Here is a 24,326-nt window from a genome sequence, read left to right as displayed (position 1 = left end):
CATTACGATGCCCCATTAGGGATTCGGAATTTATCTAATAGTCTAATTATTCCCTTATATTTTATGAGGGCGTACAGTGGAGGTACGGATGAAGATTGTCTGGTCACATGCAGCCAGAAAAGCGTTATTGAAACTGGATAATCAGACTCAAATCCGCATAAAAGCAAAGCTTGCGGCGCTAAAAGATCGGTCCGCTCCCCGGCCAGATCTGCGAAAAATGGCATCCTCGGAAAATCATTTCCGGCTACGCGTGGGCGACTATCGCATCATACTGACGCTAGCGCATGAACCTGAAAACGAATGCTTTATCATCGCCGTTAAGCGCCGAACGACGACAACTTATCTTCACGAGGAGAGTGTGCTCTATGGCTGTTCAAATGATTAGGGACGATAAAGGAAAAGCCCTGTACGTTGTCATACCTTATGACGAGTATTTTCGCATGTGCTTACAACTCGCAGAGATCGACGATGAGACAGATGCCGATCTGGAAGATATTGAGTACGAGCGGGATATTTATGATGAGGTCAGATTGCCCGGAGAGGTCTGTGAGATCATGGATAATTATAATGTCAGTCTGCAGGCTGCCTGGCGTATTCTGCGTGGGTTATCCCAACAGGAGGTGGCCGACAAACTGGGCATCAGCCAGTCTGCCGTCTCACAGCTTGAATCACCTGATTCCCGCCCGCAAAAACGCACCCGCGAAAAACTGGCCGCAATTTATGGCTGCAATCAAGAGCAGATAAGCCTCTACTTTCCGAAAGAGGGTTAACAGCACTTCGCCCCGCCCTTGCCCCCGTAGCGCGCATCCTGCCGATCGCGGAAAAAGGCCTCGTAGGTCATTGGCGTCTGATCGGGATGATTGACGCGCATATGCTCGACGTAGTTGTCGTAGTCCGGGACGCCGATCATCATTTTGGCGGCCTGGCCTAAATATTTACCTGCTTTGGAGAGGGTGTCGAACATGCCATATCTCTTCTGTTAACCCCTCTCCCCGGCGGAGAGAGGGGGAGGTTCGTTTAATGCGCCCCTTTTGCCTGGGTGACGATCTCATCCAGGTTTTCAGGCATCGGCTCATACGGCGTCTCTTTTGCCGTTGGGGTATCCACCTTCAGCGCCGCCAGGGCGGTCTTCAGAGAGAACCACGCCAGAACGACCACGACCACCATAAAGAAGATGGTCAGCCCGGCATCCAGACGGTTATTAAACACCAGCTGTGCCAGCTGCGACTGGGTGTACTGAGCAGGAATATTACCACTGTCGATCATTGCCTGGAACTTATTGGCAATCGCCAGGAAACCGATCTTCGTATCCGGGCTGAAGGCTTTCTGCCAGCCGGCGGTCAGGGTACAAATCAGCAGCCAGGCGGTCGGCACCAGCGCGACCCAGGCGTAACGCTGACGTTTCATCTTAAACAGGACGACTGCGCAAAGCATCAGCGCCATCCCCGCCAGCATCTGGTTAGCGATACCGAACAGTGGCCATAGCGTGTTAATGCCGCCGAGCGGATCCACTACCCCCTGATGCAGGAAGTAGCCCCACGCCAGTACGCACAGCGCCGTAGCCAGCAGGTTCGCCGGCAGCGAATCGGTGCGCTTCAGGCCGGGTGAGATCACCCCCAGCAGATCCTGCAGCATAAAGCGTGCCGCACGGGTACCCGCGTCCACCGCCGTCAGAATAAACAGCGCTTCAAAGAGAATGGCGAAGTGATACCAGAACGACACATCCATCAGCCCACCCAGCGCACCATGCAGGATGTAAGCCATCCCCACCGCCAGGGTCGGTGCCCCGCCCGCGCGGGAGATGATGGACTGCTCCCCTACTTCATTCGCGATATGGGTTAAGGTTTCTGGCGTGATCGCAAAGCCCCAGCCGCTCACCACCTGCGCCGCAGAGGCCACCACGTCTGCCGTACCGGCCGGAGCCAGCACCGCCATCGGGCTATTCATCGCGAAGTAGACGCCGGGATCGATAATGCAGGCAGAGACCAGGGCCATAATCGCCACGAAGGACTCCATCAGCATCCCACCGTAGCCGATAAAGCAGGCCTGGTTCTCATTGGCCAGCATCTTCGGTGTGGTACCGGAGGCGATCAGGGCATGGAACCCCGACACCGCCCCGCAGGCGATAGTGATAAACAGGAACGGGAAGAGGTTACCCGTCCATACCGGGCCGGTGCCATCGATAAACTTGGTGAGCGCTGGCATGGTCAGGGTCGGGCGCATAATCAGAATGCCAATCGCCAGCCCAACGATGGTGCCGATTTTCAGGAAGGTCGAGAGATAATCGCGCGGCGCCAGCAGCAGCCACACCGGCAGTACCGCCGCGACGAAACCGTAGCCCACCAGCATCCAGGTCAGCTGTACGCCGGTAAAGTCAAAGTACGGTGCCCAGGTCGGGCTCTCCGCCACCCAGCCGCCAGAGATAATGGCGAACACCAGGAAGAACAGACCGATGATCGACACTTCGCCAATACGTCCAGGACGCAGATAGCGAATATAGATCCCCATAAACAGCGCCAGCGGGATGGTGAAGGCGACGGTGTACGTTCCCCACGGGCTGTGGGTTAAGGCTTTCACCACGATCATTGCCAGCACCGCCAGAATGATCACCATGATCATAAAGGTGGCGATCAACGCGATCACCCCGGCGGTGGCCCCCATCTCCTCTTTGACCAGCTCACCGAGCGAGCGTCCGTCGCGACGGGTGGAGACGAAGAGCACCATAAAATCCTGCACCGCACCGGCCAGTACCACGCCTGCGAGGATCCAGATCATGCCAGGTAAATACCCCATCTGTGCGGCCAGTACCGGCCCCACCAGCGGCCCCGCCCCGGCGATAGCGGCAAAGTGGTGACCAAACAACACTTTTTTGTCGGTTGGCACATAGTCCAGACCGTCGTTGTGCCGCACCGCAGGCGTCATGCGCGTGCTGTCTACTGAGAGCACATTGCGGGCGATAAACTTGCCATAAAAGCGATAAGCAATCAGATAGATACAGACTGAGGCAACTACAATCCACAGCGCATTTATCTGTTCACCACGGTTGAGGGCGATGTAGCCCAGCGCGAATGCTCCCACTACGGAGAGCATGGCCCAGACGAGGTATTTCCCTGAGTTGTTCATAGTTGATGTCCGTTAGCGTGAAACAGGAGGTGTTACATTTTGTTTCTAGATCACGGGGACATTTTTAACAACTTTGAAACGTAGAAATGGGGGGTAAAACCAGGTATTTACAACACATTGTTAACCCGATCACTTTCGGGTGCAGCAGCCCCCCTCACCCGTAGGATAAGGGGGCAACAATTATCCCAGCACCATGGTGCTTAGCCGACAGGTGCAGCAACGCCGCCCCTGCTCGTCATAGACCACAATCTCCCAGCTCTGGCTGGTGCGCCCCAGATGTAACGGCTGGCACACGCCGCGCATCTTACCCTGCGACACTGCCCGGTGATGCGTGGCATTAAGCTCAGTACCCACCACGCTCTGCCCATCACGGGTCATCAGATAGCCGGCCATTGAGCCAAGCGTCTCCGCCAGCGCAGCCGATGCCCCACCGTGCAGCAAACCAAAGGGTTGATGGGTGCGGGTATCTACCGGCATTTCGGCTTCCAGCGTCTCATCACCGATGCGGGTATAGAGGATGCCGAGGTGGGCCACCATCGTGTTCTGGCTGGTGGCATTCAGCGCGTCGAGTGATAAGTGACGTTTCCAGATCATTCAGGCCCCCAGGGTTGAACCGCCATCCACCACAATATCCTGCAGGGTGATATGGCTGGCGGCATCGGAGGCCAGGAATAATACGGTGCTGGCAATCTCCTGCGGACGGGCGATTTTGCCCAGCGGAATACCCAGCTTAAACTGTTCGCCAAAGCCGCGGATGCGCTGCTGCTCGGCATCATCGCTCACCCAAAGGGTGCGCTGCATATCGGTGTCCGTTGACCCCGGTGAGACCAGATTACACCGCACGCCGCTGCTCGCCAGCTCCAGCCCGACGGTCAGCGCCAGGCTTTTTAACGCCGCTTTCGAGGCGCCATAGGCGCTCATGCCGATACGGGGGGTATGTGCCGCATCCGAAGCCACGGTGACTATCGCCCCACCCTGCTGACGACGAAACTGGCCCATCGTCTGCTGAAACAGGTTAAACGCACCGCCGACGTTCACCGCGAACGTCTCTTGCCACGCCTCTTGCGTGAGGGCATCGGTGGCCCCCATGCGCAGAATACCGGCCGCGTTGACCAGCACATCAAGGCGGTCCTGAGCGGCAAGGAGAGGAGCACAGATCGTGCTCACCTGGGCGGCATCCGCCACGTTCAGCACTTCAGTAGTAAAGGGATAATCCTGCGCCGGAAACGCCAGGTCAAAGCCGGTCACGTTCGCCCCCGCCTCAACGAAGGCCAGTGCCGTCGCATAGCCAATCCCCTTACCCGCCCCCGTCACCCAGACGGTTTTGCCGGTAAAATCGAATCCGGCCATCACTTCACCTCGCGAGAGAGCAGCGCCCACCAGGCGTCGAGGGTCGGATTTTTCGCCAGCATCACGAAGTCGATATCACTGTGTACTTTGCGCCAGCGGGCAGCCAGCGCCATCATGCGTACGGAATCGAGGCCGTAATCGATCAGGTTTTCGTCATCCATCGGCTCGTCGGATTCGTCCAGCAGCGGCAGGATCACTTCGCGCAGCGCTGCCTTTGATGCCGGAATAGAGGGCAGCAGTTCATCGGTCATCACCACGCGGCCGGAGCGACCCGCCACGTACTTCAGGGACATCAGGTGCTCGTCACGGGTAAAGTCAGCCAGCGCATCGGCGACGAAGAAAGGCTTAATATCTCGCATGAAAGCGTCGGTGGCGGTGGTCATGCAGCCAATGTGCGCATAGACACCGGTAATGATCAGTTGGTTACGGCCGGTATCTTTCAACATCTGCTCCAGCGGGGAGCGATGGAAGGCGCTATAACGCCACTTTACCAGCAAGGTATCCGCTTCGTCCGGCGTCAGCCCGGTCACAATGCGCTGTTGCTCCGGGGAGCGGGTCAGCCCCGGCCCCCACATATCGTTCAGCAGGGCGCGGTCTTCATCGCTCTGCTCTTTCGGCTGGGCGGTGTAATAGACCGGAATGTTGTGGGCTTTGCAGAAGTCACGAAGGCGAGCAATATTTGCCACGACCTGCTGCATCATCGCGCTGTTTTCGCCCCAGAAATTGAGGAAATACTCCTGCATATCATGGATCAGCAGCGCGGCGCGCTCGGGTTCAAACGCCCAGTTCACTTTGTTTTCAGGCAGATCTGCCACGGTCGGCAGCGCGTAAGCGGTTAATTTTGGAATGGCCATCTTCTGTTCCTCAGCCCTGGGCGCGTTCAGCCAGCCACAGGCGCAACTGTTTCTTGTCTACTTTTCCTACCGGCGTCAGCGGCAGCGCATCCACGCTCTCGACGCGATCCGGCAGCTTAAATTCGGCGACGCCCTGCTCACGCAGGAAGCGGCGAACCTCTACGGCGCGCAGGGGCTGTTTCACCACCAGATACGCGCAGCTCTTCTCGCCCAGCAGGCTATCTTCCATGCTGACCAGTGCCGCATGGATCACCGCCTCGTGGCGTAACAGCAGGTTCTCAATCTCTTCTGCGGCAATCTTTTCGCCGCCGCGGTTGATCTGATCTTTCTCACGTCCCTGAACGGTGATATAGCCCTGCTCATCGATAGCGATCAGGTCGCCGGAACAGTAAAAACCGTTGGCATCGAAGGCGCTGGCGTTGTGTTCCGGGCTTTTGTAATAGCCACGGAAGGTATAGGGCCCGCGGGTCATCAGGCGCCCCACTTCCCCACGCGGCAGCGGATTGCAGTTTTCATCGGCCACCCAGACCTCGTCGTCCGGACACATTGGGCGGCCCTGGGTATTCATGATCTTCTCCGGCGCGTCGTCGAGCGCGGTGTAATTCACCAGCCCTTCCGCCATGCCAAATACCTGCTGCAGCTGGCAGCCGATCTCAGCAGGAATACGTGCCGCCAGAGTCGCAGAGAGCCGTGCGCCGCCAACCTGCAACAGCGTGAGAGAGGCCAACTGGCTTTTATCTGCCCCATCGGCAATGGCCTGTAACCACAGGCTAACCGCCGGCGGCACCAGCGAGGCCATGTTCAGCTGATGCTGAGCAATCAGCGGGAAGCAGTGGGTGGCGCTGGGATCGTGCGCCAGCGCGACACAACCGCCCGCCATAAACACCCCCAGCGAACCCGGCGAGCTCATCGCAAAGTTATGGGCGGCAGGCAGCGCGTTCAGATAGCGTGTATCGGCAGTGATGGCGCAAATCTCGTTGCTGCGCAGAATGCTGTAGTAGTAGTCGTTATGGGTGCGGGGGATCAGCTTCGGCGTACCGGTACTGCCGCCCGATAGCTGGAAGAAAGCCACCTCATCGGCCGGGGTCGGCGAGGCGATAAAGTGAGGATCCTGGCGAGCCATCGCCGTCTCCAGCGCGTGTTCACCGTTATCACCGCGCAGCATGACTACGCGCACCGAACGGTGCTCATCGACGAAGGTGTTAAGGAAATCATCGCCGGTAAACAGGGCATGCCCGCGATCGGCAATCAGCACCACCGGTTCGATCTGGCTGGCGTAGGCATTAAGCTCGCTGCGCTGATGGCTGAAAAGCGCATTAACCGGCGCCACGCCCAACTGCAGCAGCGCAAAGAAAGTGATGTAGAACTCGGCCACGTTGCCCAGTTGTACCAGCGCTGTCTCACCGCGCTTGATGCCCTGAGCCTGTAGCGAAGCGGCCAGATTGTTCACCGCCTGGTGGAACTGGCGATAGCTGTACTGGCGGTCACCGTCGATGATGGCCGTCGCGTCGCTGCTGGCGTGGCGGGTCAGAATGTCAGTCAGCGGCAGATCCTGCCAGTAACCTTTTTCGCGATAGCGCCGGGCAAAATCCTCAGGCCAACGGGTAAAGGGAATGGTCATGATTATTCCTTAGTGCAAACCAAAAACGTTCAGCATGGTGGAGAGTTTGACGCCGGTTTCGCGCCACTCCCCGACCGGAGAGGAGGCCGGCACAATGCCCGCGCCGGCGAACAGTCGCACGGTGTTCGCCTGCAGGCGTGCGCAGCGGATAGTGACCACCCACTCGCCGTTGCCTTCGCTGTCGCACCAGCCAACAATGCCGCCAAATAGCTCGCGGTCGAAGGGCTCCAGTTCGGCAATCAGGGCTTTCGCGGCCAGATGCGGGAAGCCACTCAGCGCCGGCGTCGGGTGCAGTAAACAGGCCAGCGTCAGGGCGTTTTCATCGGCACGCGCCTCGCCCTCTACCGGCGTTGCCAGGTGCCACAACGTCGGGGTGGTGATCAATTGCGGCGAGGCGGGCATGGTCAGCTGATGGCTACGGGTTTCCAGGACGCTTTTCATCGCCTGGGTCACCAGGTCGTGCTCGTGACGGTCTTTCTGAGAGGCCAGCAGCTTGTTACCCGCTTCGCGGTCGAGCATGTCATCGGGCTGACGACGCGCCGATCCCGCCAGCGGCAGGGAGCTGAAGTGGCTACCCTCTTTGCGCAGTAACAGTTCTGGGCTGGCACCCAACAGTACGCCGCCATCTTCCAGGGGGACGTGGAAGTTAAAGCTCGCCGGGTTCTGCGCAATCAGACGCTCCAGCAGCGCGCCGCTGTCGATCTGCTCCTCGGTGACGATATCAATCAGTCGCGACAGCACCACCTTGTTGACGCGAGGCGTCGCGGTCAGCGCGGCGGCACGGGCAACCATCTCTTCGAACACCGGCTGGCCGGGGATCTCGCTGCGCTGGGCGACGGTCAGCGTCTGCGTTGGGCTGGCATAGCGTGCAGCCTGCTGACGTGCCGGACGGGCAAAGCTCTGCCAGCGTTGCGGAATAAACAGTGAAGAGGGTTTACGGGTATCAAAGGGGATCGCGCCTACCATGATGGGGTTCGCGATGCCGCTGGCTTTCGCCTGCGCAAAGGCCTGCGCCAGTTTTTGCTGGAAAGCGCTCGAGAGATGTTCGCCATTTTCAGCGGGTTCGTTGAAGCGGGCAAAACAGCCGGACGTGGTAAAGCTGCGATAAGGCGACATAAAGAAGAAACTGTCTGATTGCAGCGTGGCCGGGTTCTGTTGGACTTCCTCGGCCAATGACGTATCCATATCATCCTCCTGAAATGATAAAAGCAGTAAGAATTATTATCATTTATATTTTGGTGGCTAACCTAATCGCTCATCGCAAGGGTGTCAACCGCAGACAGCGCATCTTGTGCGACTATCGCTTGCATCCCCGTAACGCTTTCATGAAAATGAGAAGCATTAACCTCAGCAAATACAGGATGCCGCTTTGTGAAATTCCCCGCCGTTTGCCGTCATGCCCTGCTCCTGGGTGCCATTTTCGTTTTAGGAGTAACCTCAGCCACCGCCGCCGACTGGCCCCGTCAGGTGACCGACAGCCACGGCACGCACACCCTTGAAAGCAAACCCATGCGCATCGTCTCGACCAGCGTGACCCTTACCGGCTCTCTGCTGGCAATCGACGCGCCGGTGGTGGCCAGCGGGGCAACCACGCCGAACAACCGCGTGGCAGACGATCAGGGCTTTTTGCGCCAGTGGGGTGACATTGCCAAACAGCGCAAACTCACGCGTCTCTATATTGGTGAGGCGAGCGCCGAAGCGGTGGCTGCCCAGATGCCCGATCTGATTCTGATCAGCGCCACCGGCGGCGACTCGGCCCTGGCCCTTTACGATCAGCTGTCGGCCATCGCGCCCACGCTTGTGATCAATTACGACGATAAAAGCTGGCAGACGCTGCTGACGCAGTTGGGCACGATCACCGGTCAGGAAAAGCAGGCTGCGGAGCGTATCCATGAGTTCGATAAACAGCTGGCCCAGGTTAAGCAGCAGATGAAACTGCCACCGCAGCCGGTAAATGCGCTGGTCTACACTGCGGCAGCCCACAGCGCGAACCTCTGGACTGCCGATTCTGCGCAGGGGCAACTGTTGCAACAGCTGGGCTTTAGCCTGGCCACGTTGCCCGCCGGGCTATCCACCTCCCAAAGCCAGGGTAAACGCCATGACATTATTCAACTGGGTGGTGAAAATCTGGCGACGGGTCTGAACGGCGAAGGGCTGTTCCTGTTCGCCGGGGATCAAAAAGACGTCGACGCGATTTATGCCAACCCGCTACTGGCCCACCTGCCCGCGGTGCAGAACAAACGCGTCTGGGCGCTGGGAACCGAGACCTTCCGCCTGGATTACTACAGTGCGATGCGGGTGTTAACCCGATTGCAGTCGCTGTTTCATTAAGCCTGTGAGGCGGCCGGTTCGTTTCTGAACCGGCGCAGCTTCACCAGTCCTACCAGTAAAATCGCCCCCACTATCGCCAGCACACATCCACTGCTGCTGGCTGAGGCCACCGGCGTCATGATTGCGCCCAGGCCGCCCAGAATAGCCGCGCCGATGGCATCGCCGGTCACGTTCTGCGCTGTCCACAGGCCGTTAATCCGTCCGAGCATATTTTCCGGCGTCTGGGTCTGAATCAGCGTGTATTGCAGCAGAGAGCTCACCGCACTCAGCCAGCCAAACAGCGCCAGGCAGACCACACCCAGCGCCCAGACAGGCATCAGGCTAAAGAGCGCGATGGCAATAAACGATGCGAAGGTCGCCACCAGCATGATTAACCCCGGGCGCGCACTCTGGGCCAGGTTGCCGCTGGTGAGCGCGCCAATCGCCGCGCCGAGGGGGATCGCCGCATAGAGCAGGCCAATCTGCGAGGCACTCATCTGCCACTCACCCGCCAGCGCCGGATAGAGCACGCGCACTGCGCTGGCCATGGTCAGCAGCCCGCCCAGCAGGGCAATGCCGCCAATCAGCGGATTGGTAAAGAGGAAGCGAATCGCCGCCAGCAGGGATTTCAGCGGATGCTCACGCTGCTGAGGGGGCGGCGGGAGCAGCGGCAAACGCAGTAAGGTCAGCGTAGTGATAAAGGTGCCTGCCGCCGCCAGGCCGTAGTTCCAGGCCACGTTACCGGTAGCCAGCAACAAGCCGCCCACCATCGGCGAAATCACGGAGCCCAGACGCACGGTGAGCATGGTGATCGCCCCCGCCTGCATCAGGTTTTCACGCCCCACCAGCGCTGGCGTTGCTGCCAGCAGCGCCGTCACCCCTAAAGAGGCAAAGAAGCCGTCCCAGAGTCCGAGCGCATAGATGGCAATCAACGACGGCTCCGGCAGCAGCGCGTTCAGACACAGCCCGACGAAGCCGACGCCGCAGGTTCCCCGCGCCAGCAGAATCAGTTTTTTTCGCTCAAAGCGGTCGGCCAGTACCCCGCCCACCATCAGGCCGATAAACATCGCCCCGCCGGTCAGCGTAACCGAGAGCCCTACCAGCCAGCTGGAGTGCGTCATGGCCTGGATCTGTACCGGCACGGCAACGCCCAGCAGGCCAAGGGACAAAATAGAGATAAAGCGGGCGATAAAGACGGCGCGATACGCCGGGTGAGTCTTCAGCAGGCTGAGGTTGAGCAGCCAGGATTTTTGGGTCATTACAACGCCTTAATGGTTTCTTTTTTTACCAATTCTATGGCCGCACATGCTAACATAGCCAAATAAGATAGATAACGATAATTACTATCATTATCAAGTCATGGACGTTGCTATGTCGTTTTCACCTTCTACCGGGCGTGCCCTTGCCGTGCCCGGTTTGTTGCTCCTGTTAATTCTTGCCGCTGCACTCAGCCTGCTGGTTGGCGCAAAAACTTTGCCCGCCGCCGTGATTGTCGATGCCCTGTCCGGCACCTGCCAAAGCGCGGACTGCACTATTGTGCTGGATGCCCGCCTGCCCCGTACCCTTGCTGGCCTGCTGGCCGGTGCGGCGCTGGGGCTGGCCGGTGCCCTCATGCAGACCCTGACCCGTAATCCGCTGGCCGACCCCGGCATCCTGGGGGTGAATTCCGGAGCCAGTTTTGCCATCGTGCTGGGCGCCGCACTGTTTGGATTCTCCTCCCCCGTAGAACAACTGATGATGGCCTTTTGCGGCGCGCTGGCGGCCTCGTTGCTGGTAGCCTTTACCGGTAGTCAGGGGGGCGGGCAGCTCAGCCCGGTGCGCTTAACCCTGGCGGGGGTGGCGCTGGGCGCCGTGCTGGAAGGCTTATCCAACGGCATCGCCCTGCTCAATCCGGACGTGTGGGATCAGCTGCGTTTCTGGCAGGCGGGCTCGCTGGATATCCGCACCCTGCAGACGCTTAAAGTGGTGACGTTACCGGTGATCATCGCCGCCGTGGTGGCACTGATGTTAAGCCGGGCCCTGAACAGTCTTAGCCTGGGCGCAGACACGGCCACCGCGCTGGGCAGCCGGGTGGCACGCACTCAACTTATCGGCCTGCTGGCCATCACCGTCCTGTGCGGCAGCGCGACGGCGGTCGTTGGCCCCATTGCCTTTATTGGCCTGATGATGCCGCACATGGCGCGCTGGCTGGTGGGGGCCGATCACCGTTGGTCGTTGCCGGTCACGCTGCTCGCCACCCCTGCCCTGCTGCTGTATGCCGACGTTATTGGCCGTCTGCTGGTGCCGGGCGAGCTGCGGGTCTCGGTGGTCAGCGCCTTTATCGGCGCGCCGGTGCTTATTTTCCTGGTACGACGTAAACGCGGAGGTGGCCTGTGAATGCCCCGTCGCCACGTTTACTGCTGAGCTGTTTTCTGCTGGTCGCCGCCAGTCTGCTGGTGGCCCTCTGGAGCCTGTGCAGCGGCGCCGTTACCCTCGATATACATCAGGTCATCGATGCCCTGCTTGGCAGCGCGCCGCGCAACGTCACCCTAGTAGTCACCGAGTGGCGCCTGCCGCGCGTGATGATGGCGATACTGGTGGGCGCAGCTCTTGGCGTCAGCGGTGCCATATTCCAGTCATTACTGCGTAACCCATTAGGCAGCCCGGATGTGATGGGCTTCAACACCGGGGCCTGGAGCGGCGTGCTGGTGGCCATGGTACTCTTTGGTCAGCATCTGACGGCGATAGCCCTGGCGGCGATGCTGGGCGGGATCCTGACCTCGCTGGTGGTCTGGACCCTGGCATGGCGTAACGGGATCGAAACCTTCCGTCTTATTATTATCGGCATTGGCGTTCGGGCTATGCTGATGGCTTTCAATACCTGGCTTTTGCTGCGTGCTTCGCTGGAAACCTCCCTCTCCGCCGGGCTGTGGAACGCGGGGTCGCTAAATGGCCTGACGTGGGCGAAAACCTTGCCTGCCACCCCCATTATCGGCCTGATGCTGCTGTGTGCCTGGCTGCTGGTGAAGCGTATGCGATTGCTGGAGATGGGCGATGACAGCGCCTGTGCCCTGGGCGTGGGCGTGGAGCGTTCGCGCTTAATGCTGATGCTGGTGGCGGTGGTGCTGACCGCGGCCGCCACCGCCATCGCCGGGCCGATTTCATTTATTGCGCTGGTCGCACCGCATATTGCCCGCCGTCTGAGCGGCACCGCGCGCTGGGGCTTAACCCAGGCCGCGCTTTGCGGTTCGCTGCTGCTGCTGGCAGCCGATCTCTGTGCCCAGCAGCTGTTTATGCCTTATCAACTTCCGGTCGGGGTAGTTACCGTCAGTCTTGGCGGTATCTATCTCATCGTCTTGCTTGTTCAGGAGTCACGCAAGAAATGAGCACAATACCCACCCGCTTGCGCGGCGAAAATCTTACCCTTGGCTATGGCAAAAAAACCGTGGCGCAGGATCTGAATGTCTCCATTCCCGACGGGCACTTTACGGCGATTATCGGCCCGAACGGCTGCGGGAAATCGACCCTGCTGCGCACCCTGAGCCGCCTGATGACCCCGCTGGCCGGGAGCGTGTATCTCGACGGCGAGCAGATCCAGCGCTACGCCAGCAAAGAGGTGGCTCGCCGCATTGGTCTGCTGGCGCAGAACGCCACCACCCCGGGAGATATCACCGTACAGGAGCTGGTGGCGCGCGGCCGTTACCCCCATCAGCCGCTGTTTACCCGCTGGCGTAAAGAGGATGAGGCCGCGGTAACCCGCGCAATGCAGGCCACGGGCATCACCGATCTGGCCGCTCAAAGCGTGGATACCCTTTCTGGTGGACAACGACAGCGGGCGTGGATCGCCATGGTGCTGGCGCAAGAGACCGCCATCATGCTGCTGGACGAACCGACCACCTGGCTCGATATCAGCCATCAAATTGATCTGCTGGAGCTGCTGAGTGAGCTGAACCGCACTCAGGGCTATACGCTGGCGGCGGTATTACACGATCTTAATCAGGCCTGCCGCTATGCCACCCACCTGATTGCCCTGCGCGACGGGAAGATCGTGGCGGAAGGCGCACCGAAAGCGATCGTGACGCCGGATCTGATCGAACAGATCTACGGCATGCGCTGCATGATTATTGACGATCCGGTGGCCGGGACGCCGCTGGTGGTTCCATTAGGAAAAGGGGCGGCTTAGGCCGTCCGTTTTCGCACTCATCCGCCCTATCTTTCAGATTTAACTGCTTTTTAAGAATTACGCCCCTTTATCTGCCCGGCAAAAACATTAACATTCCTGACCTGACTGCTTCTTTTTCAATCACAGCATGGAATGCTTATGATGCCTCGTGCGCTACAAGGGATATGTGCGGCGTTTGCCTGCCTTACGCTCGGCCAGCCGCTCTTTGCCGCTGAGCCTGACAATCAGTTTATCATTCAGCAACAGCGTCAGAAGGCGCTTGAACAACAGCTCACCCCACCCACCCCGGACGTGCGCCTCTCCGGTAGCGACGATCGTTCCAGCCAGCTTATTTTTCCCACGGAAACCCCCTGCTTCCTCATTGCGCGCGTCACGCTCAGCGGGCAAGAGGCCCTGCCCAACTGGCTGCCGCTGCAGCGCATTGCGAATCAGGCGCAAGGGAAGTGCCTCGGCGGTAAAGGGGTGAATATGTTGATGAGCGCCCTACAAAATCGGCTGGTTGATCACGGCTGGATCACCACCCGGGTGCTGGCGCCTGCTCAGGATTTACGTCAGGGTACACTGGCGCTCAGGGTGGTGCCTGGAGATATCCATCACGTCACCCTGACGCCGGAAAGCAGCAATTATATCCAGCTTTACAGCGCCTTCCCTGCCCGTGAGGGCAACCTGCTGGATCTGCGCGATATCGAGCAGGGGCTGGAGAATTTACAGCGGCTGCCCACGGTGGAAGCCAGCATGGAGATTTTGCCCGGTAATAAGCCTGGTGAGAGCGACATCCTCATTACGCGCCACCAGCAGAAGCCGTGGCGCGTGGGACTGTCGCTGGATGACTCAGGCAGCAACGCCACCGGGCGCTATCAGGCTGGTATCACGTTGTCGCTGGATAATCCCTTTTCCTTAAGCGACCTGATGTACCTCTCGGCCAGCCACGATCTGAACGGCAAAGATGGCAAAGGCACCACAAACTACACGGCCCACTATTCGGTGCCCTTTGGCTACTGGCTGGTGGGCATCACCGCCAGTGATTACGACTATTACCAGACCAGCCCCGGCCTCAACGGGGATTACCGCTACAGCGGAAAGAGCAAAAATCTCGATCTGCAGCTCAGCCGGGTACTGCACCGCAGCGGCAGCCAGAAAACCACTTTCAGCTATCACGTCTCAGCGCGGGAAAGTCGCAACTTTATCGATGACACCGAAATTGATGTCCAGCGCCGTCAAACCGCCGCGTGGAAGGCCGGATTACAGCATCGCCACTATATCGGCCCCGCGACGCTGGATGCAGGCATCAGCTATCAGCGCGGTACCCGCTGGTTTGGCGCGCAGCGCGCACCGGAAGAGTATCCCGGCTATGCCACCGCACTCAGCAAAATCCTGCAAATAAACGCCGGGCTGGATCTGCCCTTTGCACTCGGCTCACAAAACTTTCGCTACAACCTGCAGTACCTGCGCCAGATGAGTAACACCCCACTTACGCCGCAGGATCAGTTTGCTATCGGCAACCGCTGGTCGGTACGCGGATTCGATGGTGAGCTCACGCTCAATGCCAGCGAAGGGTGGTATGTGCGTAACGATGTTGCCTGGCGTACGCCACTGTCCGCACAGGAGCTTTATCTCGGCGTGGATTACGGCGAGGTTAGCGGCGTCGGCTCAGAGTATCTGCTGGGTCATCACCTGGCGGGCGGCGTGGTTGGCCTGCGCGGCAGCGCACTCCGGGTCAACTATGACCTCTTCGCCGGCACCCCCCTTTCGAAGCCAGACGGCTTCTCCTCAAGCCACGCCACCTTCGGCTTTAACCTCAACTGGGACTGGTGATCGCTTTCGCGCTTAAAGGAATAGACCATGAATAAGAATCTGTATCGCATTGTTTTCAACCAGGCGCGTGGAATGCTCATGGTGGTGCCGGAGATCGCCCGGGCGATCGGCACCCGGGCGTCCGGTACGGGTCATACGCTGAGCCGCCTGATCGGTAAAGTGAGTGCGTTAAGCTTCATCCTGTGGCTGGCGCTGGGTGCGGTGCAGACCGTGCAGGCCGATATTATCGCCAACGGCGCAGCGGCTAAAAACCAGCGGCCGACCATCATCAGCAGCGCGAATGGTACCCCGCAGGTCAATATCCAGACGCCGTCCAACGCCGGTGTCTCTCGCAACAGCTTCTCCCGTTTCGATGTGGACAAGAAAGGGGTGATCCTGAATAACGCTGCCCGTAATACGCAAAGTGAGCTGGCCGGCATGGTAGCCGCCAACCCCTGGCTGGCGCGGGGGGAAGCGAAGGTCATCCTTAACGAGGTCAGTTCTCGCGACCCCAGCAAACTCAACGGCATCATCGAAGTGGCGGGTAAAAAAGCACAGGTAGTGATCGCTAACCCGGCAGGGATTACCTGCGATGGCTGCGGGTTTATCAACGCCAACCGCACCACTCTGACCACCGGCCAGGTACAGATGAGCGACGGGAAAATCAGCGGCTATGACGTGCAGCGCGGCGAGATTGTTATCGAGGGGCGCGGGATGGACAGCACCCGCGCCGACAGCACTGACCTGATTGCCCGCGCGGTAAAAGTGAATGCCGGTCTCTGGGCAAAAGAGCTGAAGGTGAGCACCGGACGCAATATCGTGGATGCCGCGCATCAGGCCGTGACGGCGAAAAACGGGGATGAGAGCACGCGGCCACAATTTACGCTCGACGTGGCGCAGCTTGGCGGTATGTACGCCAGTAAAATTCATCTGCGCGGAACCGAGCGCGGCCTTGGCGTGCGTAACGCCGGCGTGATTGGCGCCTCGGCGGGCGATGTGGTAGTGAATGCGGACGGTACCCTCACCAACAGCGGTCAGATTCAGGCGCAGGAGACCATCCACCTCTCCTCCCGCAGCGGCATCCAGAGCAGCGGCGTGCTGGCAGCCGGGATAAAACCCGACGGTAGCGCAAACGCAACGGGCAACCTGACGCTCACCAGCGAAGGTACGCTGAAGGTAAGCGGGCAAAATCAGGCCGCCGGAAAGATATCGGCCCGCGGAGCAGACCTTAATTTTAGCGCCAGTCAGAGCAGCGCTGCGCAGATCGAACTGATGGCAACTCAGGGTAACATCCGCACGGCACAAGCCAGCACGGAAGCCCGGACAGTGACGGTGCGCACGGGGGGGAAACTGGATAATGACGGCGGTAACATTACCGCCGACACGCTGGACATCACCGCCCGCCAGCTGTCGAACCGCGAAGGCGTGCTGCAACAACGTGGTGAGGCGGCCCTGACGCTGGCCCATCAGGACGGGATTGATAACCGCGGTGGGATCATCGCCAACGCCGGAGAAAAACTGACCCTTACCGGCGCCTCGCTCGACAACCAGCAAGGTCGCATCCAGGCCAACGCGCTCGCTATCGATACAGCGACCCGCAGCATCAATAACCAGCAGGGCATTCTCACCGCCAGCCGGGAGATGATGCTACACAGTGGGGGGCTGAACAACGATGCCGGGTTAGTTCAGGCGGGCAGCGCCCTGAATATCGATCTGCATGGCGGCGCGCTAAGCAATCGCGACAGCGGCGAAAACGGCGGCCTGCTGAGCTTCGGGACCTTCACCCTCAGCGGCGGCACGCTGGACAACCGCAGCGGATACATGGCCTCCGCAGGTGACAGCCTGATTAACGGCCTCGCCCTGGACAACACCCTCGGCACGCTTTACAGCGAATCACATCTCAGTCTGACAACGGACGCGCTGGTCAACCGCCAGGGGCTGATCCAGGCGGGCAACAACCTGACGCTGGAGACCCGTGGCCAGACTCTGATTAACAATCAAGGGCGGATTAGCGCCGGGCAGAATCTGGTGCTGCAAAGCGGTGCGCTCAATAACCAGAGCGGGCACATTGTGGCGGGCGACGCAATGACGCTAACCACACAGGCCAGTCCGCTGAATAATCAGCAGGGAATACTGGCCGCGGGCGGGGAGATGCGGCTAGAGAGCAGCGAGCTGGGTAACCAGAGCGGACAGATCCAGTCCGCCGGGGATATGACGCTCGCCGTCGGGACACAGCTGGATAACAGCGCCGGGCTGATCCGCAGCGGCAAAACCACCACGCTGAACGCCCGGAGCCTGCTTAACCGCAATACCGCCCGCGAGAACAGGGGCATCGAGGGCGATGCGGTCATCCTTAACGCACCGGTGCTGGACAATAGCGACGGCGCAATACGCAGTAATGACACCCTGATCGTCAACACGCTCACTCTACTGGATAATACCCGCGGCCTGCTCTCGTCCGCCGGGGAGCTGGATGTCAGGGGCGGAAAAACGCTCGCCCTCACCAACACCGGCGGCACGCTGATTGCAGGCCGCGAACTGAAGGTCAATGCCGCTTCTGCCAGCGGCGATGGCAAACTGCTCTCGCAGGATGCGCTGCAGCTTAATCTGCAAAAAGCCTTTGTGAACACCGGGGAGATCATCGCCAACGGCAATGTCACCTTTACCCTGGCGAAGGGGCTGACCAACGAAAATCTGATCAAAGCCGGAAAAGCCCTGACGATAACGGCGAAAAATCTCACCAACAAGGTGAACGCCGGGATCAGCGCCGGGGAAAACCATCTGCTCATTGAAGGCACACTGACCAACCGCGGCCTGCTGGACGGCGGCCTGACGCACCTCACCGCCGCTACCCTCAATAACTACGGCACTGGCCGTATCTACGGAGACCATCTCGCGATGGCCGCCGCAACCATCAATAACGAGGCCAAAAAAGGGGTGGCACCGGTCATTGCCGCTCGTGAATGGCTTGATATCGCCGCCGGGACGATTAATAACAAGGGTCACGCCCTGATCTACAGCGCCGGGGATATGGCTATGGGCGGCAACCTTAATGCGCAATATGAAGCGCAGGGGCAGGCGCAGACGCTAAACAACACAGGGGCGACAATAGAAGCGGCGGAGAATATGTTCCTTGGCGTCGCCACCATCAATAACACTAACGCCGGAATGAAAACCAAAGTGGTCGTCGTCGAAAACTCCGACCACCACGAAGTCGCGCTGAAAGGCTCAACAAACCGCTTCGACCGGGCAGATGTCTTTATCGGTGATAAGGATAAGTGGGATGTACATCAGGCGACGATGCCGGACGGCACCAAAGGGCGTGAGTTTTATGAGTATAAGTACAAACGGGAGGTGAAAGAGACCCAGGTCACCGAAACCGATCCCGGCAAGATTATCGCGGGCGGTAACATCCACTTTAACAGCCGCCAGGTCAATAACCAGGACAGCCAGATTGTGGCAGGCGGTCTGCTGGGCGGCATCATCGGCGAACTGAATAATCTGGCGACCACGGGGGTACGGATAACCACTGACATCGGTACCCAGATCCGCTGGTATGCCAAAAAGAAAAAACGCAGATTTGGCGGCACCAAAACCTCACAGGGCAAAAAATATAGCGATTACGCACCCGCCCCAGTCACCCAAACCATCGACCTCAAACAGATGGCCTGGCAGAGCCATACCCAGAACAGCGGGAGCGGCGCTACGATTGCCAGCCGCAACACCGAGGGTATGACCACCGGGACCGCGCGCGCCGGTACGACATCACCCGCCCTGCCCGGCCAGATCATGGAGATCGGCGGCGGTGAGAACAGCGTTATTCGCATCACGCCCCCGGATCTCCGTCTGCCAGACAACAGCCTGTTCCGGCTGCACCTGAACACAGATGTCCCTTATCTGATTGAGACCGATCCGCGCTTCACGGACCGGAGAACCTGGCTCGGCAGCGACTATATGCAGCGGCAGTTCAAACTCGACGGTAACAACATGCTCAAACGGCTGGGCGACGGGTTTTATGAGCAGCGTCTGATCCGCGACCAGATTATTCAGCTTACCGGCAACCGCTATCTGCAGGGCTTCAGTAACGATGAAGAGCAGTTCCGGGCGCTGATGGACGCTGGCGTGGCATTTGGTCATCAATACCACCTGGTACCGGGCGTGGCGCTCACCGCAGAACAGATGGCTCATCTGACTAGCGACATCGTCTGGCTGGTGCAGCAGGAGATCCCTCTGAAAGACGGCACCACGCAGCGGGTGTTGGTGCCACAAGTGTATGCGAAGGTAAAACCCGGCGACCTTGATGCCGGCGGCGCCCTGCTGACCGGTAACGAAATTGTGCTGGATCTGAAACAGGATCTCACCAACAGCGGGCGCATTAGCGGCCGGGATGTTACGCAGATAACCGCAGAGAGCCTGACCAACACCGGGTTTATCGGCGGGCGTAACGTCGCTCTTGAAGCACGCACGGATATCAATAACCTGGGCGGTACCCTACAGGGTAACGACAGCCTGAGCCTGATGGCCGGGCGCGACATTAACAGCGTCACGACCACTCAGGGCGATGCGGCCAACCGCTGGATCGACCGCCCGGCCGCTATTTTTGTACAGAGTGACAGCGGCGACCTGAGCTTACAGGCGTTGAATAATATTACCCTCACCGGCAGCCAGGTGAGCAACGCCGGGGCCGACAGCCGCACGCGAATTGCCGCAGGCAACGATCTGACCCTCGACACGGTGAGCACGGCACGCACCGAGTATGGCAACTGGGGCAAAGGCAACAGCCGTCTGCTGGAGCAGTCCTCAGATGTGGGTAGCCAGATTAACGGCGGCGGCGATGTCGTATTGCAGTCCGGGCACGACCTTAATGCCCGGGCCGCCAGCGTGACGGCGAGGGATGATCTTATCGTTGCGGCGGGAAACAACGTGACGCTGACCAGCGGAGAATCGTCTTCTCATCTCGAGGAGCACAGCCGTCAGAGCACCAGCGGGATGCTGTCGAAGAAAACCACCGTTACCCATGACGAAATTTGGCAGACCACCGCGCAGGGCAGCCTGTTAAGCGGCGACAACGTGACGGTGCAGGCGGGTAACGACCTGCTGATCCACGGCTCATCGGTTGCTGGCGAGGAAGATATCGCCCTGCAGGCGGGCCACGACGTCACCATTGAAGCCGCAACCCATACCCGCGCCGATTATCACATGGAGAAGACCAGGAAATCGGGCGTCTTCGGCAGCGGTTCGGGCGTGGGCGTTACCGTGGGTTCCCAGTCAACGAAAACCACCCGTCAGGGTACGGAAACCACCCAGAGCGATGCCCGCAGCCTGGTGGGCACCTCCGGCGGCAACGTGATTATCCGCGCCGGGGAGCAGGTGACGCTAAGCGCCGCCGATGTCGTTGCGGGCCGCGCCGAAGGCGATACTACCCGCGCAACGGGTCATATCGATATTACCGGTCGCGACATTGCAGTGCTGCCTGGCCGCGACACCCTCACGGAGTCGATGAAACAGGAGACCCGCAGCAGCGGCCTCACCGTCAGCGTGAAGGCCCCGTTCGAGGATTCGGTGCGCAACGTGCGCGATGCGCTGTCCAGCAAAGGGGGTAACAGCACCGTCGACCGCGTGAAGGCTCTCGCCGCAGAAGGCGCGGCGCTGGACCTCGACGGGCCGGGCAATATGGTGACGACCTCGTTCGGCAGCAGTAAATCCACTCAGGAGTCGCACTACGAGGGTGAGTTCAGCAGCGGCAGCAAGCTGAACGCGGCGGGCAATATCCAGATGAACGCCACGGGCAACGATCTGGTGATTGCGGGCAGCCAGCTACAGGCAGGGGAATCGGTCATTCTGGATGCCCACCGCGATATCCGTATCACGACCTCGACCGATCGCGAAGCGTACAACACCCGCAATAGCCAGAGCGGGTGGATGGTTACTGATGACATCAGCATGGGCAGCACGGTGCGTGCTACCGGCGGTGGCGGCCAGCATGGCAACCGGATATTGCCTGGCGGCATGAGCCAGTCTGAGGGTAAAACCAGCGGTGCGAGCATCACGCAGAACGCCTCGCTGATTGAGGGCCGCGATATCTACCTTAACAGCCGCGAAGGGAGTATCGACGTGAGCGGCAGCCGCCTCAGCGCCACGGACGATCTGATGCTTTCGGCCACCCAGGGCGATGTACGGATCACCGCCGGGCAGGATACCGCCCGCCACGATGCCAGCGGCAGCAGTAAAACCGTCGGCACACTGGGTAGCGATGGCTACGGCGGCACCGTGGGCTATGGACGGGACAGTTACCGCACCCATGAGGCGAGCAGCCTCGAGAGCGGCCTGCGCAGCCAGCTCAGCAGTAGCGAGGGTAATGTCATCGTTCAGGCCGGAAAAGATATCGCCCTATCCGGTACGGACGTGGCGGCCGGCAAATCAGTCACCCTCACCGGCGAGAATGTCCTGCTGGACGTGAGTCGCGATACCCGCGACGGCGCATCCCGCAGCAGCCAGACGCAGTACGGCGTCACCTCCTCCGCGGGCGGCTGGGCGGTGGATGCGGCAAAAAGCGCTGAGAACGCCGCCCGCAGCACGGAGAACGGCGATGACCCACGCCTGACGGCCATTCGCGCCGGACAGGCGGGCGCCACTGCCGTCCAGGGTGCCATGACGGACAACTCGGTGGTGAAAGCGAAGGTCTCTCTCACCGCCAGCTCCTCCTCGCAGCAGAGCGAGTATCACAGCGCCGATACGCAGGGCACCACCCTGCGGGCCGGTGAAGAGGTCAGCATCCGCGCCCACAACGATATCGTCGGCGAAGGGGTGCAGATCGACGGCCGCCGCGTTACCCTGGATGCCGGTCGCGATATTCTGATGACGGCCTCTCAGGACACGCTCACCCGGTCGAGCCGCAGCCAGGGGAACCAGGTGGGTATTGGCGTCGGTTTCAGCCTGATTGGCGGCCAGAACGGCTTCAGCATTGAGCTCGGGGCCTCGCAGCAGAGCGGCCGCGAGAATGGCAGCTCTGCCTTCAACAGCAACAGCCTTATCCGCGCCGACGAGCTGCTGAGCGTGACCAGCGGGCGCGACACCACCCTGCGCGGCGCGGAGCTTTCCGGCAACCGCGTGGAGATAAACACCGGTCGCGACCTGACGATCAGCAGCGTGCAGGACAGCGTTACCCTGGACAGCAAAAACAGCGCCTCCGGGGTCGGGCTCAGTCTGTGCATTCCGCCCATCTGCTATGGCGCCTCGACGGCCAGCATCAGCCTGTCCGGCGAGAACATCACCCACGAAGGCCAGAGCGTGGCAAACCAGAGCGCCATCCGCGCGGGCAGCGGCGGCTTTGATATCATCACCGGCAACCACACCCAGCTGGACGGGGCCGTGATCAGCTCCACCGCCGCCGGTAAAAACCGGCTCGATACCGGCACCCTCGGCTGGCGTGATATTGAAAACAGAAGCACCACTTCCGGTGACAGCTACAGCGTGGCCCTCTCGGGCAGCGGTAAGCTGTTCGGCGGCAACGACGGCATGCAGCTCAACGTAGCCCCGGCTATCGGTACGGGGCATGCGGGCAGCGAAGACAGCGGCACCACCCGCTCCGCCATCAGCGACGGGGAGATTACCCTGCGCAACCCGGAAGGCCAGACGCAGGACATCGCCGGGCTCAGCCGGGATACGGAGAACACGCACGACGGCGTGGATATCCGCGGGGATATTCAGCAGGTGAAGGATGACCTCGCGGTACAGAGCGAAGCCGCAGCCCTGGGTACCACGGTACTGGATGCCTACAGCAAATACGCCCAGAAGCAGGCGGCAGAGTCCAATGCCGCACTGGAAGCGAAGCTGGCATCGGAAGGGAAGCTTGATGGCCTGACTGCCGCCCAGCGGGAGGCGGTTATCCGCAGCCAGCCGGAGTACAACAGCACCGACTACGGTCCGGGGAGCGCCTTCTGGACGAAGGGCAGTGCGGCGGCAGGTCTGCTGGCTGGCGCGCTCGGCGGCAACATGCAGGCCGGGGCTGCGGCGGGAGCGGCTCCCCTGCTCGCCTCGCTGGTGAAAAACGTTGAAAACGATGCCGCCCGCGCAGCACTGCACGGCATCGTGGCGGCCGCCCTCACCCAGCTTGCAGGCGGCAGCGGCGCTGACGGCATGAAGGCCGGAGCCGCAGGGGCAGTGACGGCTTCCCTGCTCTCCGAACGGCTGGTCAGCGCGCTGTACGACAAGGACGTCAGCCAGCTGACCGCGGATGAGAAAAGCCTGGTAAGTAACCTTGTCACCCTCGCCGGAGCCGGTGTAGGGTATGCTGCGGGCGGCGGGGATGTGTCGCTGGCTGCCGTGGGGGCGAACACGGCGCGGGTGGAGGTTGAGAATAACTCGATGGCCGGGGATAAGGGCCGCGAGTCACTGAAAGAAAGTAAGGAATGGTGGAAAGCGCAGGTCAGGGACAAGATGGGCGAAGGCCCGTTATCTGCAACGACCAACGCTATCATCAATGCCCTTGCTGATACTGGAGATGTGGCATTAGGTTCCGCTGATTATGCTGCTGATGGCGCAATGGCACTCACAGCCTGTGCGATTGGTGATAGCTACTGTAATAAAGCTCTCAGCGATTTGGACGGTAAGCATCAGGGTGTTGCAGATACCATAAGAAACCTGATGAAAACTGAAACCTGGTCAGCTATTGGTGAGATGGCAAACCAGGCTCTAGAGGGTAATCAGCTTGCAGCGGAGAATTTTGGGGCGCTGGCTGCATCGGTACTTCTGCCAGGTAAAAAAGTTCCCAGTGCAACAAATCGAATTGAAACGATTCTCAAAACTGAAAAAAGTTGGGAAAATGCACGCAATAAGGCATTAAATATTGTAGGTAATTTGGGGGCTAATTCTAAACCTGTTGTTGGACGATTAGAAGTTAGTGCAGGAAATGGAAAAGTAATTGGACGTCAATCTAGTGATGGTAAAGTTGGTTGGCGTGTTGACTACGATCCTGAAAAGGGAACACATATTAATATATGGGATTACTCCCAAGGAAAGGGGCCAGGAAAAGCAGTTAAGCAGGTAATACCATTTGAAGGCAATGAAAAAACATTTGAAACCATATTGAAACAGTTGAATAGGTAGGGGA

General features: G+C 59.8%; 16 protein-coding genes. 8 read left to right on the top strand and 8 right to left on the bottom strand.

Translation table 11 applies throughout. The features are described 5' to 3' along the window. The first annotated feature begins 88 nt into the window (after positions 1-88). Together B3511_RS04850 and B3511_RS04845 are read left to right on the top strand one after the other, a co-directional pair. Positions 89-385, top strand: a complete 297-nt coding sequence (locus tag B3511_RS04850; protein WP_046884320.1) for a type II toxin-antitoxin system RelE family toxin — start codon at positions 89-91, stop codon at positions 383-385. Continuing rightward, positions 366-770, top strand: coding sequence for a helix-turn-helix domain-containing protein (locus tag B3511_RS04845; RefSeq protein ID WP_286777658.1), 405 nt, complete (start codon positions 366-368; stop codon positions 768-770). The genes B3511_RS04850 and B3511_RS04845 overlap by 20 nt, the downstream gene beginning before the upstream one ends. Here B3511_RS04845 and B3511_RS04840 read toward each other — a convergent pair. From B3511_RS04840 to entC, 7 genes are all read right to left on the bottom strand, one after another. Next, positions 767-964: a YbdD/YjiX family protein gene (locus tag B3511_RS04840; RefSeq protein ID WP_014169079.1), complete on the bottom strand. Its 198-nt coding sequence runs from the start codon at positions 962-964 to the stop codon at positions 767-769. The genes B3511_RS04845 and B3511_RS04840 overlap by 4 nt on opposite strands. Positions 965-1,017: 53 nt before the next feature. Then, on the bottom strand, positions 1,018-3,123 hold the full coding sequence (gene cstA / locus B3511_RS04835) for a pyruvate/proton symporter CstA (protein ID WP_286777657.1): 2,106 nt from the start codon (positions 3,121-3,123) through the stop codon (positions 1,018-1,020). Positions 3,124-3,303: 180 nt separating this feature from the next. Further along, positions 3,304-3,717: a proofreading thioesterase EntH gene (gene entH, locus B3511_RS04830; RefSeq protein WP_286777656.1), complete on the bottom strand. Its 414-nt coding sequence runs from the start codon at positions 3,715-3,717 to the stop codon at positions 3,304-3,306. Beyond that, positions 3,718-4,473 carry a 2,3-dihydro-2,3-dihydroxybenzoate dehydrogenase EntA gene (gene entA / locus B3511_RS04825; protein ID WP_263617609.1) on the bottom strand — a complete coding sequence of 252 codons (756 nt, stop codon included), beginning with the start codon at positions 4,471-4,473 and terminating at the stop codon, positions 3,718-3,720. Then, positions 4,473-5,327, bottom strand: coding sequence for an isochorismatase (locus tag B3511_RS04820; RefSeq protein WP_286777655.1), 855 nt, complete (start codon positions 5,325-5,327; stop codon positions 4,473-4,475). The genes entA and B3511_RS04820 overlap by 1 nt, the downstream gene beginning before the upstream one ends. 10 nt (positions 5,328-5,337) lie before the next feature. Next, the gene (gene entE / locus B3511_RS04815) at positions 5,338-6,948 is read right to left on the bottom strand and encodes a (2,3-dihydroxybenzoyl)adenylate synthase EntE (protein ID WP_286777654.1); all 1,611 of its coding nucleotides are present in this window, start codon (positions 6,946-6,948) and stop codon (positions 5,338-5,340) included. Positions 6,949-6,957: 9 nt separating this feature from the next. Next, positions 6,958-8,133 carry an isochorismate synthase EntC gene (gene entC / locus B3511_RS04810; protein ID WP_040076618.1) on the bottom strand — a complete coding sequence of 392 codons (1,176 nt, stop codon included), beginning with the start codon at positions 8,131-8,133 and terminating at the stop codon, positions 6,958-6,960. A 186-nt stretch (positions 8,134-8,319) separates the two neighbouring features. Between entC and fepB the strand changes: the two genes are divergently transcribed. Further along, on the top strand, positions 8,320-9,279 hold the full coding sequence (gene fepB / locus B3511_RS04805; protein ID WP_286777653.1) for a Fe2+-enterobactin ABC transporter substrate-binding protein: 960 nt from the start codon (positions 8,320-8,322) through the stop codon (positions 9,277-9,279). Here fepB and entS read toward each other — a convergent pair. Continuing rightward, positions 9,276-10,517 (bottom strand): enterobactin transporter EntS, encoded by a 1,242-nt coding sequence (gene entS, locus B3511_RS04800; protein ID WP_286777652.1) that lies wholly within the window; start codon positions 10,515-10,517, stop codon positions 9,276-9,278. The two genes, fepB and entS, sit on opposite strands and share 4 nt — an antisense overlap. A 112-nt stretch (positions 10,518-10,629) precedes the next feature. Between entS and fepD the strand changes: the two genes are divergently transcribed. The 5 genes from fepD to B3511_RS04775 all read left to right on the top strand — a co-directional run bounded on the left by fepD (position 10,630) and on the right by B3511_RS04775 (position 24,322). Next, the gene (fepD, locus tag B3511_RS04795; protein WP_286777651.1) at positions 10,630-11,634 is read left to right on the top strand and encodes a Fe(3+)-siderophore ABC transporter permease; all 1,005 of its coding nucleotides are present in this window, start codon (positions 10,630-10,632) and stop codon (positions 11,632-11,634) included. Continuing rightward, entirely contained in the window at positions 11,631-12,623 is a 993-nt protein-coding gene (gene fepG / locus B3511_RS04790) for an iron-enterobactin ABC transporter permease (RefSeq protein WP_046884331.1), read from the top strand. The genes fepD and fepG overlap by 4 nt, the downstream gene beginning before the upstream one ends. Beyond that, entirely contained in the window at positions 12,620-13,420 is an 801-nt protein-coding gene (fepC, locus tag B3511_RS04785) for an iron-enterobactin ABC transporter ATP-binding protein (protein WP_046884332.1), read from the top strand. Before fepG ends, fepC begins: the two co-directional genes overlap by 4 nt. Before the next feature lie 138 nt (positions 13,421-13,558). Next, a complete protein-coding gene (locus tag B3511_RS04780) occupies positions 13,559-15,235 on the top strand; it encodes a ShlB/FhaC/HecB family hemolysin secretion/activation protein (protein ID WP_286777650.1) in 1,677 nt (558 codons plus the stop codon). A gap of 27 nt (positions 15,236-15,262) precedes the next feature. Beyond that, positions 15,263-24,322, top strand: coding sequence for a hemagglutinin repeat-containing protein (locus tag B3511_RS04775; protein WP_286777649.1), 9,060 nt, complete (start codon positions 15,263-15,265; stop codon positions 24,320-24,322). The last annotated feature ends 4 nt before the right edge of the window (positions 24,323-24,326 follow it).

Origin of the sequence: Leclercia sp. UBA1284, assembly GCF_002308415.1 — a bacterium.
In the GTDB taxonomy this organism is placed as follows: Bacteria; Pseudomonadota; Gammaproteobacteria; order Enterobacterales; family Enterobacteriaceae; genus Enterobacter; species Enterobacter pneumoniae.
The sequence above is the reverse complement of the archived record's forward strand: the minus strand, read 5'-3'. Positions and strand labels throughout refer to the sequence as shown.